The sequence below is a fragment of the Bradyrhizobium amphicarpaeae genome (assembly GCF_002266435.3).
GTDB classification, from domain to species: domain Bacteria; phylum Pseudomonadota; class Alphaproteobacteria; order Rhizobiales; family Xanthobacteraceae; genus Bradyrhizobium; species Bradyrhizobium amphicarpaeae.
Genome location: NZ_CP029426.2, coordinates 6,842,966 through 6,856,691, shown reverse-complemented (window position 1 = coordinate 6,856,691; position 13,726 = coordinate 6,842,966). Strand labels below are relative to the sequence as shown.

Genomic DNA, 13,726 nt, shown 5'->3' with positions numbered 1-13,726 from the left:
TTGTGGAGATGTTGCGCGCAAGGATATCGCCCATCTCAGCTGTCGTCCCGGTGTTCGTCGGGACGACAGCAAGATTGCCGCTCCGCCCTCACACGATCCGTGACGCCTTGTTGCCCCAATACCGGTCCCGCAGCAGGCGCTTGTACAGCTTGCCCGTCGGCAGCCGCGGCAATTCCTTCTCGAAATCGACCGAGCGCGGCACCTTCTGCCGCGACAGCGATCTTGCACAGAACGCGATCAGCTCCTCGGCGAATGCCGCGTCAGGCACCACGCCCGGCATCGGCTGCACCACCGCCTTCACCTCTTCGCCGAGATCGGGATTGGGCACGCCGAACACGGCGGCATCGGCGACCTCAGGATGGGTGATCAGGAGATTCTCGCATTCTTGCGGATAGATGTTCACGCCGCCGGAGATAATCATGAAGGTCGCGCGGTCGGTCAGATAGAGGAAGCGGTCGGCATCGACATAGCCGACATCGCCGACCGTGCTCATGCTGCCGTCGGCCGAGCGCGCCTCCTTGGTCTTCTCAAGGTCGTTGAAATATTCGAACGGCGAGGCGGTCTTGAACCACACCTGGCCGGGCGTTCCGGTCGGGCATTCCCGCATGTTCTCGTCGAGGATGTGGAGGTCGCCGAGCAGCACCCTGCCGACGGTGCCGCGATGGCTCAGCCATTCCTCGCTGTTGCAGGCGGTGAAGCCGAGGCCTTCGGTCGCGCCGTAATATTCGTGGATGATCGGCCCCCACCATTTGATCATGTCGTCCTTCACCAGCGCCGGGCAGGGCGCCGCTGCATGGATCGCGATCTCCAGCGAGGACAGGTCGTAGCGGCCGCGCACCTCTTCCGGCAGCTTCAGCATGCGCGAGAACATCGTCGGCACCAGCTGGGTGTGCGTGATGCCCCAGCGCTGGATCAGCTCGAGGTAGCGCTCGGGATCGAAGCTCTCCATGACGATCACGGTGCCGCCCATGCGGATCGTGAGGTTCACGGCGGCTTGCGGCGCGGAATGATAGAGCGGCGCCGGCGACAGATAGACCATGCCCTCGCGGTAGTGCCAAAGTTTTGTCAGGAAATCGAACAGCGGCAGATTGTGCCTTGGCGGCTCCTCCGGCAGCGGCCGCAGAATGCCTTTCGGCCGCCCCGTCGTGCCGGACGAATAGAGCATGGCGGTGCCGAGCCGTTCATCCGCGATCGGTGTTGTCGGCATATCCGCGGTCACGTCCGCAAGCCCGACGATGCGCTCGCTCTCGCCCGGGCCGTCGGCGACGATGCAGAGCTTGATGTCGGGACAAGCCTGGAGCGCCTCGCGGGCGATATCCAGCTTCGCCATCGACGTGATCAAGATTTTCGATTGGCTGTTCGCGAGCAGATAAGCGAGCTCGCCCGGCGTCAGGAAGGAGTTGATGCAGGTGTAGTACAGCCCGGAGCGTTCGCCGGCGCCGCAGGCCTCGAGATAGCGCGAATTGTTCTCCATGAAGATCGAATAGTGGTCGAGCCGCTTCAGGCCGTGCTTGCGGAACAGATGGGCCAGCCGGTTGCTGCGCGCATCGAGCTCGCGATAGGTGACGGCCTCGCCGGTTGCCGCCATGATGAAGGCGGGCTGCAGCGGGCGTAGGCGGGCATGCTGACCTGGATACATCTATCCTCCGGCTGTGAACTACGCGGCGAGAAGCAGGATTTCGCGCACTTGCGCCGCGCTCTCGATCTTGCGCGGATTGCGCGGGATCCAGTTCGTGCGCATCGCCTGCTCGGCGATATCATCGAAATGCTCGGGCGAGACGCGCACGTCCGCGAGGCTGCGCGGCATGCCGAGCGAGCGGATGAAGGCATCGAGCACGTCGGCAGCGGCGTGGCCGGGAAAGCCCATGGCGGCGGCGACGATCATCTGCCGCTCGGCATTGTCGCGCGCATTCCAGCGCATCACCGCAGGCAGCATGATGCAGGAGGTGTAGCCGTGCGGCACGTCGAAGGCCGCGCCCAGCACGTATCCGATGCCGTGGCTCGCACCCATGGGAACGCCGGCCGCGAGCGCGCCCATCGACAGCCAGGTGCCGATCTGCGCATCCATCCGCGCGTCGAGATCGGCGGGGTCGGCTTTCACCCGCGGCAAGGCGTCGGCGAGCATGGCGAGGCCCTTCACCGATTGCGCGTCGGCGTAAGGATGCGTCTCGCGCGAGCAGATCGCCTCGACGCAATGGTCGATGGCGCGGATGCCGGTCGACAGGAACAGCCATTCCGGCGTGTGCACGGTGATGGCGGGATCGAGGATGGTCGCGCGCGGCACGGCGAGCGGGTGCCGCAGCATCTGTTTCATATGCGCAGTGCGGTCGGTGACGCCCGCGATCGCGCTGAACTCGCCGCCGGCGATCGTGGTCGGCACGCTGACCTGCCGCACCGTCGGCGCATTCATTTCCGGTGCTGTGCCCTTATGCACGCGGATGCGCTCGATGCCGTCGACGTCGGTGATGCCGTTGGCGAGGCAAAGCTGCACCGCCTTGGCGCCGTCGGTGATCGAGCCGCCGCCGACGGTGACGATCAGATCGGCGCCCGCCTCGCGCGCGGCATTGGTAGCTGCGATCACCGCCTCGCGCGGCGTATGCGCCGGCATTGCGTCGAACAGGCCGGCGCAGCGGGAGCCCAGGGCCTGCTTGATCTTCTCGATTTCGTCGGTTTGCCTGTTGAGCGTGCCCGACACCATCAGGAAGGCACGATGAGTTCCCAGCCGGTCCATCTGCGCGACGATGGCCTCAGTTGCAGGATGGCCGAACACGACCTCCTCGATCGCGCCGAAAACGACACGTCCCTGGTGCACGCCTGTCCTCCCGGACAATTGGTCTTGTTCTTGCGAAACTAATCTAGCCGAGCCGCCAGCTCCCGTCATGTGCGAAGGCGCTGGCTTGAGAGAGCTTCACCCGGGCCCGTCAACCCGCCATCCGGTCAGGGGGCGCATGGACGGCCTGCCCGCGCTTTGGTCTTGAAGTGTTCATCAACTCCACCCATCTTGGGACGCCCGCGGGTAAATGCCTACCCTGCTTTTCCGCGGCTTTTGACAAAAGGACGATGCGAGGACCTGGGATGGCTGGACCGGATGGAAGCGAGCGACTTGTCAAAAAGCACGAACTCGTTCAGCCGCGGCATTACGCAATAGCGGGTCTCCTCGTCGCTTCGTTCGCGCTCACCGGTTGCGGGCAGCCCACCTCGCAAGCAGCCGCCCCGCCGCCGCCGCCCGTGACGGTCGCCCAGCCGGTCAAGCGCACCGTCACCGATTGGGACGAGTTCACCGGCCGCTTCGAGGCGGTCGAGGAGGTGCAGGTGCGCCCGCGCGTCGGCGGTTTCGTCAACTCGGTCGAATTCCAGGACGGCGCCATCGTGCATCAGGGCGATCTGCTCTACGTGATCGACCCGCGTCCGTTCGAGGCGGTGGCAGAGCAGGCGGAGGGCCAGCTGTCGGATGCCCGCGCCAAGGTGGAGCTGGCCAAGCGCGAGCTCGACCGCGGCCTTAGCCTGGTGCAGACCAGCGCGGTCTCCGAGCAGGTCGTCGACCAGCGTCGTCAAGCCCTGCAAGCTGCGCATGCCGCGGAGGTGCAGGCGGAAGGCGCGCTGAAAGCCGCCAGACTGAACATCGAATTCACCCATGTGACGGCACCGTTGACCGGCCGCGTCAGCCGCCATCTCGTCAGCCCCGGCAATCTCGTGCAGGGCAGCGACAATGGCTCTTCGACCCTCCTGACTTCGATCGTCACGCTCGACCCGATCTACGTCTATTTCGACATGGATGAGGCGACCTTCATCAAATACAGCAAGCTGTGGTTCGAAGGCCGGCGCCCGAGCTCGCGCGACACGGCCAATCCGGTGCAGGTGACGCTGGCCGGCGAAACCAAGCCGTCGCATGAAGGCACCATCAACTTCCTCGATAACCGGCTCGACGTTTCGACCGGCACGTTGCGCAGCCGCGCCGTGGTCAAGAACACGGATCTGTCGATCCTGCCCGGCCAGTTCGGCCGTGTCAGGCTGATCGGCAGCGCGCCTTATGAGGCGCTGCTGATTCCGGACGTCGCCGTTGCAACCGATCAGTCCCGCAAGATCGTGTTCGTGGTCAAGCCCGACGACACCGTCGAGGCGCGCCCCGTGGTGCTCGGGCCGCTGGATGACGGTCTGCGCGTGATCCGCGAAGGATTGAAGGCCGAGGACCGCGTCATCGTCAACGGCATCCAGCGCGCCCGTGTCGGCGCCAAGGTCGCGCCGCAGACGGCGCAAGCCCCAGCCGGTGGCAAGTCATGAATCTCGGCCGTCTCTCCATCAACCAGCCCATCCTGGCGATGGTGCTGTCGATCGTGCTCCTGATCGTCGGCGCGCTCGCCTACACCACGCTGCCGGTGTCCGAATATCCGCAAGTGGTGCCGCCGACCGTCGTCGTCACCACGCAATATCCCGGCGCCTCCGCGCAGACCGTGTCCGACACGGTGGCCGCCCCCATCGAGCAGGAGATCAACGGCGTCGAGGACATGCTGTATCTCTACAGCCAGGCGACCTCGAACGGCCAGCTCACCATCACCGTCACCTTCAAGCTCGGCACCGATCTCGACAAGGCCCAGGTGCTGGTGCAGAACCGCGTTGCGATCGCGCAGCCGCGGCTGCCCGAGGAAGTCCAGCGCAACGGCGTCACCACCCGCAAGAACTCGCCCGACATCCTGATGGTCGTGTTCATGCTGTCGCCCGACGACACGTTCGACCAGCTCTACATCTCCAACTATGCGCTGCTCCAGGTTCGCGACCAGCTGCTGCGTCTCGACGGCGTCGGCGACATCCAGATGTTCGGCGCGCGCGACTATTCGATGCGGCTGTGGCTCGACCCCGATAGAATTGCCAATCTCGGCCTGACCTCGGCCGAGGTGCTGGCTGCGATCCGCGCGCAGAACGTGCAGATCGCCGGCGGCCAGATCGCCGAGCCGCCGATCGCCGACCGCGCCTTCCAGCCCAATCTCACCTTCACCGGCCGCCTGAAGGACCAGAAGCAGTTCGAGGACATCCTGATCAAGGCCGGCTCCGACGGCCGTATCGTGCGATTGCGCGACGTCGCCCGTATCGAGCTCGGCGCGCTCTCCTACACCACCAACAGCTTCTTGCTGCGCAAATCCGCGGTCGCGATGCTGGTGACGCAGCGGCCCGGCTCCAACGCGCTCGCTACCTCCAAGAACATTACCGATACCATGACGAGGCTGAAGGAGAGCTTTCCGAAGGGCCTCGACTACAATATCGGCTACAATCCCACCGAGTTCATCGCCCAGTCCGTCCACGAACTGATCAAGACCATCTACGAAGCCATGCTGCTCGTGGTCATCGTCGTGCTGGTGTTCCTGCAGGGATGGCGGCCCGCGATCATTCCGATCATCGCGATCCCGGTGTCGCTGGTCGGCACCTTCGCGGTGATGGCAGCGCTCGGCTTCTCCATCAACAACCTTACCCTGTTCGGCCTCGTCCTCGCCGTCGGCATCGTGGTCGACGACGCCATCGTGGTGGTCGAGAACGTCGAGCGCCATCTCGAGCACGGCATGAGCCGGCGCGACGCGGCGCTGAAGACGATGGAGGAGGTCGGCGGCGCGCTGGTCTCGATCGCGCTGGTGCTCTGCGCGGTGTTCGTTCCGACCGCGTTCCTCGGCGGCATCTCCGGCCAGTTCTTCCAGCAATTCGCCGTCACTATTGCGGTTGCGACCGCGATTTCCTGCTTCTGCTCGCTGACGCTGTCGCCCGCGCTGGCCTCGCAGATCCTCACGCCGCATGTGGAGAAGCGGCCGCCGGCGAGCTGGAATGTCATCGCGCGGGCGTGGGGTGCCTTCACCGGCGTGTTCAACCGCGTGTTCGACCGGCTGGCGCACGGCTATGCCGGGCTTGCCAATTTCGTCATTCGGCATTCGGTGGTGATGATCCTGATCTACGTCGTGCTGATCGGCAGTGCCGGCTGGCTGATCGGGACCACGTCGCAAGGCTTCATTCCGGCGCAGGACCGCGGCTACGTCATCATCTCCGTGCAATTGCCGGGGGCCGCGTCGCTGGCGCGCACCACGGAGGTCGTGCGCGAGATCGAGCGGATCTCGCTCGATACGCCGGGCATCGTCCGCGTCGCCGCTTTCGCTGGCTTCTCGGGCGCCACCCGCACGCAGGCCGGCAATGCGGCCGCGCTGTTCCCGGTGTTCGATGAGCCCGAGGCTCGGATCAAGAAAGGGCTCACGGCGAATGCGATCACGGCCGAGCTGCGCAAGCGCCTGTCCGCGATCCAGGGCGCGTTCATCATCGTGATCCCGCCGCCGGCCGTGCCGGGCATCGGCACCGGCGGCGGCTTCACCATCCGCATCCAGGACCGCCAGGGCCGCGGACCGGAGATGCTCGCCGCAGCCACCGACGAGCTTGTCGCCGCGGCGCGCAAATCGCCGTCGCTGCTCGCTCCCACGGTGTTCTCGCCGTTCTCGGCCAACACGCCGCAACTGTTCGTCGACATCGACCGCACCAAGGCGCAGAAGCTCGGCGTTCCCATTTCGAACATCAACGACACGATCCAGAGCTATTTCGGATCGACCTATGTCAACGACTTCAACCTGTTCGGCCGCACCTATCACGTCACCGCGCAGGCCGACTTTCCGTTCCGGAAAGAGCCCAGCGATCTCGCACGCCTGCGCACGCGCAATGCTTCCGGCGACATGGTGATGCTCGGCAGCGTGGTCGAGTTCAGGGATGTCTCGGGTCCCGACCGCGTCGCGCGCTACAATCTCTATGCCGCGTCCGAGCTCCAGGGCGAACCGGCGCCGGGCACCAGCTCGACCACGGCGCTCAACACCATCAAGAAGCTGGCCGACGACACCTTGCCGAGCGGCTTCACCTTCGAATGGACCGACCTGTCCTATCAGCAGATCACCGGCGGCAATGCCGGCCTCTACGTGTTCCCGATCTGCGTGCTGTTCGTCTACCTCGTGCTCGCCGCGCAATATGGCAGCTGGACCCTGCCGTTCGCGGTGATCCTGATCGTGCCGATGTGCCTGCTCGCGGCCACCATCGGCGTGCGCATCATGGGCCAGGACGTCAACATCCTCACCCAGATCGGCTTCGTCGTGCTGGTGGGGCTGGCGGCCAAGAACGCGATCCTGATCGTCGAGTTCGCGCGCGACATCGAGAACGAGGGGCGGCCCCGGCTGGAGGCCGTGATCGAGGCCTGCCGTCTGCGGTTGCGGCCGATCCTGATGACGTCCTTTGCCTTCATCCTGGGTGTGCTGCCATTGGTGATATCGAGCGGCTCCGGCTCGGAGATGCGGCAGGCCGTCGGCGTCGCCGTCTTCTTCGGCATGATCGGCGTCACCCTGTTCGGCCTGTTGTTCACGCCGATCTTCTATGTGCTGGTGCGGAACCTGGCCGAGGGGCGGAACGAGGGGAAGAAGCCGGGGGGCGTGGCGGGCTGACCATTGTGGTCACCTGCGGTGCCACACCCTCGGTGTCGTCCCCGCGAACGCGGGGATCCATAACCCCATTTTCTTTGTGGCGACCTCCATACTAACGGCCAACGTGAAATGGATGGGCAGGCGCGGGGTTCTTGACTAGTATCCGCGCGATTTCAAAACAGAAAACTGCTGGGAGCTAACAGATGAAGTCAGCACTTTTGGCCGCCGTCGCAACCTCCGCCCTGGTGCTGGCGGCGCCGGCGTCCGCGCAAGGCGTCAAGATCGGCATTCTCAACGACCAGTCCGGTGTCTACGCCGATTACGGCGGCAAATGGTCGGTGGAAGCGGCCAGGATGGCGATCGAGGATTTTGGCGGCGAGGTGCTCGGCCAGAAGATCGAGCTCGTCACCGCGGACCACCAGAACAAGCCCGATCTCGCGACCTCGATCGCGCGGCGCTGGTACGACGTCGAGAACGTCGACATGATCACGGAGCTGACGACGTCTTCGGTTGCGCTCGCGATTCACGAGCTCTCCAAGGAAAAGAAGAAGATCGACATCGTCGTGGGTGCTGCGACCTCGCGCCTTACCGGCGATGCCTGCCAGCCCTACGGCTTTCACTGGGCCTACGACACCCGCGCGCTCGGCGTCGGCACCGGCGGCGCCCTGACCAAGGCCGGCGGCGACACCTGGTTCTTCCTCACGGCAGACTACGCCTTCGGTTACGCGCTGGAAAAGGACACCAGCGAGATCGTCACCGCCAATGGCGGCAAGGTGGTCGGCTCGGTGCGCGTGCCGCTCAACTCCTCGGACTTCTCTTCCTTCCTGCTACAGGCGCAGAGCTCGAAGGCGAAGATCGTCGGCCTTGCCAATGCCGGCCTCGACACCACCAACTCGATCAAGCAGGCCTCCGAGTTCGGCATCGTCGCCGGCGGCCAGAAGCTCGCCGGTTTGCTCATGACCGTGGCCGAAGTTCACGGCCTCGGCCTGCAGGCGGCACAGGGCCTGGTGCTGACGGAAGGCTACTATTGGGATGTCAACGACAAGAGCCGCCATCTCGGTGAACGCTTCTTCAAGCGCACCGGTCGGATGCCGAACATGATCCAGGCCGGCACCTATTCGGCGACGCTGAGCTACCTGAAGGCGGTCAAGGCGGCAGGCACCAAGGATCCCGATGCGGTCGCCAAAAAGCTGAAGGAGTTGCCGGTCGACGACGACTTCGCGCAAGGCGGCAAGGTTCTCGAGAACGGCCGCATGGTCCACGACATGTATCTATTCGAGGTCAAGAAGCCCTCGGAATCGAAGAAGCCCTGGGATTATTACAAGCTGCTCGCCACCGTTCCCGGCGACAAGGCCTTCTTCACTGCCAAGGACAGCGGCTGCCCGCTGACGAAGTAGGGCTCTGGTGTCCCGGACGCGCTGCAGCGTGAAACGCTGCTGCGCAGAGCCGGGACCCATGCACCTCCGCGTTCGATGCTACTTGGGTCCCGGTTCAGCGGCGCAGCGTTACACGCTGCACCGCGCCCGGGACACAAGCACGCACGATGCCGTAAATCTCTCACACCAACCTCAACACCACTGCCCCAATCGCCCCCGCCCACAATGCGATCGCCGCGATGCCCTGGATCGCAAAGCCCGGGCCGCGCTTGGCGGCCGCCTTCGAATAGCCGATGAAATAAACGACGCGGCCGATGATCCAGACCACGCCGAGTCCGGCCGCGGCGGCATCGCCGATATAGACCGCGAACAGCCAGAGCGCCGGCAGAAAGATCGGCATCCATTCCAGCGTGTTCATCTGGATGCGGAAGGCGCGTTCGAAATCCGGATGGCCCGACATTGCCGGCACCTTGATGCCGGTCTTGGTGCGCGAGCGCGAGACGTTGATGCAGGTGAAGAAATAGAACGCGATCGCCAGCAGCGTGACGAGAGCGGTGAAATGGTACATCGCGGAATCCCTTTGAAGAGGTCGCGGCTTCAATAGCCGGTCAGCTCGAGATAACCAACGCCTTCATGCGTCCCGGCAAAACTGATCGGGCCCTCCCAGTAGGAGAAACCAGTCCCCATCCAGGCTTTTGGATTGAGCGGCTTGCAGAGGATCGAGAACGATCGCGACGGGATCGCGATCTGCCATTCCACCGGCAGCTTGCGTCCCGCGACCTCCGCCGTCGCCCTCGGGATCATCTGGATGTCGCCGCCCGCGATCATCTGCGTCTCGCCGGCGGCGCTGATCCAGTTGCCGAACGGAGTGTCCCTGCCGTCCTTCTGCCGCAGCCGGTACAGCATCAGCTTGTCGCCGGACGCGAGATGCAGCGACAGCCAGTCCCAGCCGGTCTGATCGGTGTCGAGCGGCTGGCTGCTCCATTCGCGGTCCATCCAGGCCTGGCCCGAGACATCGACCGGCTTGTCGTCGATGGTGAGCGTGCCGTGTGCGCGGTAGAACGGCTGGCTGTAGTAGTACGAGGCCTGCCCGCGCTCGGATTTGCGGCTGTAGCCGCGGTCGCCCTGCAGCACGACCGGACGATCGGCATCAAGCGTCAACGCGTAGCTGAAATCGGTGCTGGACGCCTTCAGCGCCAGCGGCGCCAATGTGCGATCGTCGGTGCGGTCAAAACCCTTCAGCTCCCAATCGTCGATCCAGGCGTCGAACGGCTTGGCTACGACGCCGGCCTGACCCACCCCGCCGCGCGAAAAGACCTCGTTGAAGCGGTGGGTGTCCGTGCGCGTCACGGCGGCGTGGGCCATCCACACCTGTTGGTTGGCCCAGCCTTCGCGCTGCGGGTCCGGCTGCGCAGCTTGCCGGAACAGCGTCCATTGCAGGCCGCAAGCCGCGCCGCGGGAATCGACGAGGTTTGCCGTCAGATACCACCACTCGATACGGAACTCCGGATGCGGACCGTGATCGCCTGGAAATGTGAAGGTCTTTCCCGGTACGACCTTCGCAAATCCGTCCGCGCTCTCTCCGAGCCCGGCATAGCCTTGCGCGCCGGCGCGGCGTGCAAGCGTCAGCGCGGCGATGCCGCCGGCGAGGGCCCGGCGTGAGATCCGATCAGCGCTCATTGGCGAACACCTTGACGAGGCTGGCCGGCTGCATCCGCGCCAGCCGGATCACCGGCCACAGCGCCGCAAGCAGCGACGCGACCAACGCCACCGCGACCAGCTCGACCAGCTGCAGCGGGAATACATGGAACGGCAGCCGCCAGCCGAACGCCTTCACGTTCACGATCGCGATCAGGCACCACGCCACCAGCAGGCCGAGCGGCACGGCGAGCAGCGCCGTGAACAGCGCCACCGCCAGCGTCTTGGTCAATTCGATCGCGGCCAGGCGCGGCCGCGTGATGCCGATCGCCCACAGCGGCGCAAGCTGCGGCAGGCGGGAATTCGCCAACGTCAGCAGGCTCGTGAACAGCGCGATGCCGGCGACGCCGAGCGTGAAAGCATTCAGCGCTGACGTGACGGCAAAGGTGCGGTTGAAGATCCGGATCGATTCGGCCTTCACCGTGGCCTGGTCGGCGACGCTGCGATCGTCGAGCGCGAATTGTCTCTGCAAATCCGAGATCAGGCCGGGGATGTTGTCCCTGGCGACGATCAGCCCGATCCGCGTCTGCGGCGTCTGCGGAAACTGCCGGATCAGTGCGGCGACGTTGACGGTCAACTGCCCCTTGGGATTGCCGTAATCGGCATAGATGCCGACGATGTCGAGCTCCCAGCTCCCGCCTGGCGCCGGCACCTCGACGACGTCGCCGATGCGGACGTTGAGACGGCGGCCGAGCTGCTCGCTGATGAAGGCGGCATTGCCCGGCACGAGCCGGGTCCAGGCCTGCGGCGCGGCCTCCAGCAGCGGCCAGCGCTCGCGATAGAGCGCGTGATCGGGCAGGCCGAGCAATTCCACCGGCTGGCCCCGGACCTGCGTTTCGGCGCGGCCGCCCGACAGGATCGCCTGCACGTCGCTGCGCTCTTTCAGCCAGTTGCGGATGGCGACACCTTGCGCATTGTCGGAGGCGCTGATGTAGACGTCGGCTGCGAGCCGACCGTTGAGCCAGCCGAGGAAGGTGCGGCTGAACGTCTCCACCATGGTGGACACGCCGACATTGACGGCGAGGGCAAGCAGCAGCGCCATCAGCGCCAGCGACAGTCCGGAGAGCTGCTGCCGGCTGTCCGCCCAGAACCACAGCGCAAGCGGTCGTCGCGCGATGCGTTGCCCTGCGAGCAGGAGAAGTTCGAGGAAGGCCGGCAGGATCAGCGCCGCGCCGAGCATCAAGGCCGCCAGCAAGCCAAAGCCTGCGATCAACGATTCGCCATAGCCAAGCAGCAGCAGCCCAACCGCGAACACGGCGCAGGCGGCCAGACTCTGCAGGACCAGCCAGCGGCGCTGCCGCTGTTGCCACGCGCGCGGCTGCGCCGTCGCCAGCACTGGCATCCTGATCGCCTTGATCAGACTGGTCGTCGCCGCAACGAGCGCGCCGGCGACGCTGATGCCGATGCCGGCTAGCCACCATTCGGGCCGTAAGCTGAGCTGCCCCGGGATCTGCGCGCCATAGAGTCCGCGCAGCGATGCCGCGACGTCGGGCAGCAGCACGGCCGCGATGAAATAGCCGCACACGAGCCCGATCAGGCCTGCAACCAGCGCCAGTGCAACGAGCTCGACCACCAGCACGGTGTTGACCAGCCGCGCCGAGGCGCCGCAGGCGCGCAGCGTCCGCAGCATCGGCAGCCGCTGCTCGAAGGCGAGGCCGACGGCCGAATTGACGATGAAGAGCCCGACGAAGAACGACAACAGGCCGAACGCCGTGAGGTTGAGGTGGAAGCTGTCGGTGAGGCGTTCCAGTTCCGTCTCCGCATTCGGCTCGACCAGCTGCAACCGGTCGCCGACCACGCTGGCGAGCGCCGCGGGCTTGCTCTTGGGCTTGCCGACCAGGAGCCGCGACAGCTGATCCGGCTTGTTGAGCAGACGCTGCGCCACGCCGATATCGACCACCAGCACGCCGGGGGCGAGCTGCGACAGCACGCGCAGCGGCGGCAGCCTTGCGCCGTTGCTGATCGGCGGCGACGCGCCTTCGGCTTCCTGCAGGTCGCTCAGCGTCTCCGGTGCCACCAATGTCTGGCCCGGCGGCGCCACGAAGCTGCTCAGGTCGGAGGCGCCGAGGCGCGGTGCGTTGCCGATTTCGACCGGCAGCGTTACCGGCTCGATGCCGAGCAGTCGCACCGAGCGGCCGTTGACCTGGACGCGGCCCTCCAGCGTCGGCGACACCGGCCAGCCGGCGCGGCGGAGTTTCACGTACAGCTCTTGCGGAAAGGTCGCCGCGTCAGGCGCGACCAGCATCGCGGTGCGTGCGCCGCCAAAGGTCGCCGCCGCGCGGTCATAGGCGGTGCGGGCCTGCTGGTTGATGGCCTGCACGCCGCTCCACAGCGCGGTCGCCGCGATCAGCCCGACCAGAAGCGTCGCGAACTGCATTTTGTGACGCCGCCAATGGCTGAGCAGCACCGCGAGCACCCACAGCGCGCGTCTCATGCGATCCGCCCCGCATGCAAGGTGAGATGGCGGTCGAGCGTGGCTGCCAGATGCAGGCTATGGGTCACCATCAGGAAGCCGCAGCCGGTGCGCGCGACGAGGTCGCGCGTCAGCGCCAGCACGTTCTCGGCAGTGGCCTCGTCGAGATTGCCGGTCGGCTCGTCCGCCAGCAGCAGTGATGGCTTCGTCGCCAGCGCCCGGCCGATCGCGACCCGTTGCTGCTGACCGCCGGACAATTGCTCGGGATAGCGCTTCAGGAGCGCGCCGAGCCCGAGCCGTTCGACCAGCTCCTTGGTCCAGGCCGCATCGTGACGGTCGGCGATCCGCGCCTGAAAGGCCAGATTGTCCGCGACCGACAGGCTCGGGATCAGGTTGAATTGCTGAAAAACCAGCCCGATCCGGTCGCGCCGCAAGCGGGCGCGCCCTGCATCGGACAGTGCGGTGACCTCGATATCCTCCAGCCGGATCGTGCCGCCATCGGCGGCGTCCAGCCCCGCGATCAAATGCAGCAATGTGCTCTTGCCGCTGCCGGACTCGCCGGTCAGCGCGACGCGCTCGCCGGCCCTGAGGTCGAGATCGACGCCGCGCAGCACATGCACCGGCTCGCCGGCCGAGGAGAAGGTCTTGGAGAGATTCTTGATGCTCAACACGATGAATGGCGCCGGGCGGAATTAGCGGGATTGCTGCGTAGCACACTTGCTGCGGAAATGCCGGGTTGCGTTGGTCTCGAAGCCGTTGTTAGCTCCCAAGACGGCCAAATCAAAAAAGTGCCAAAACCAAAAAAGACACGA

Annotated in this window: 9 protein-coding genes; 3 read left to right on the top strand and 6 right to left on the bottom strand. The window is 65.6% G+C overall.

Going from position 1 to position 13,726, the window contains the following annotated elements; all coding sequences use genetic code 11:
* Positions 1-88: 88 nt before the first annotated feature.
* Both CIT40_RS32170 and CIT40_RS32165 read right to left on the bottom strand, forming a co-directional pair.
* Positions 89-1,639 (bottom strand): AMP-binding protein, encoded by a 1,551-nt coding sequence (locus CIT40_RS32170; RefSeq protein ID WP_094892608.1) that lies wholly within the window; start codon positions 1,637-1,639, stop codon positions 89-91.
* An 18-nt stretch (positions 1,640-1,657) separates the two neighbouring features.
* The gene (locus CIT40_RS32165; RefSeq protein WP_162307779.1) at positions 1,658-2,812 is read right to left on the bottom strand and encodes an iron-containing alcohol dehydrogenase; all 1,155 of its coding nucleotides are present in this window, start codon (positions 2,810-2,812) and stop codon (positions 1,658-1,660) included.
* A 263-nt stretch (positions 2,813-3,075) separates the two neighbouring features.
* Here CIT40_RS32165 and CIT40_RS32160 point away from each other — a divergent pair, with 263 nt between their 5' ends.
* From CIT40_RS32160 to CIT40_RS32150, 3 genes are all read left to right on the top strand, one after another.
* Entirely contained in the window at positions 3,076-4,281 is a 1,206-nt protein-coding gene (locus CIT40_RS32160; protein WP_162307778.1) for an efflux RND transporter periplasmic adaptor subunit, read from the top strand.
* Positions 4,278-7,448: an efflux RND transporter permease subunit gene (locus CIT40_RS32155; protein WP_094892605.1), complete on the top strand. Its 3,171-nt coding sequence runs from the start codon at positions 4,278-4,280 to the stop codon at positions 7,446-7,448. The genes CIT40_RS32160 and CIT40_RS32155 overlap by 4 nt, the downstream gene beginning before the upstream one ends.
* A gap of 182 nt (positions 7,449-7,630) precedes the next feature.
* Positions 7,631-8,824, top strand: a complete 1,194-nt coding sequence (locus CIT40_RS32150) for an ABC transporter substrate-binding protein (RefSeq protein ID WP_094892604.1) — start codon at positions 7,631-7,633, stop codon at positions 8,822-8,824.
* Positions 8,825-8,984: 160 nt separating this feature from the next.
* Here the strand turns inward: CIT40_RS32150 and CIT40_RS32145 are convergent, their stop codons facing one another.
* Genes CIT40_RS32145 through CIT40_RS32130 form a run of 4 tightly spaced genes read right to left on the bottom strand, consistent with a single transcriptional unit; the run spans position 8,985 to position 13,585 of the window.
* Positions 8,985-9,371: an MAPEG family protein gene (locus CIT40_RS32145; protein ID WP_094892603.1), complete on the bottom strand. Its 387-nt coding sequence runs from the start codon at positions 9,369-9,371 to the stop codon at positions 8,985-8,987.
* Between the two features lie 29 nt (positions 9,372-9,400).
* A complete protein-coding gene (locus CIT40_RS32140; RefSeq protein WP_094892602.1) occupies positions 9,401-10,483 on the bottom strand; it encodes a lipocalin-like domain-containing protein in 1,083 nt (360 codons plus the stop codon).
* Positions 10,473-12,935, bottom strand: a complete 2,463-nt coding sequence (locus tag CIT40_RS32135; protein ID WP_094892601.1) for an FtsX-like permease family protein — start codon at positions 12,933-12,935, stop codon at positions 10,473-10,475. The genes CIT40_RS32140 and CIT40_RS32135 overlap by 11 nt, the downstream gene beginning before the upstream one ends.
* On the bottom strand, positions 12,932-13,585 hold the full coding sequence (locus CIT40_RS32130) for an ABC transporter ATP-binding protein (protein WP_094892600.1): 654 nt from the start codon (positions 13,583-13,585) through the stop codon (positions 12,932-12,934). Before CIT40_RS32130 ends, CIT40_RS32135 begins: the two co-directional genes overlap by 4 nt.
* Positions 13,586-13,726 lie beyond the last annotated feature (141 nt).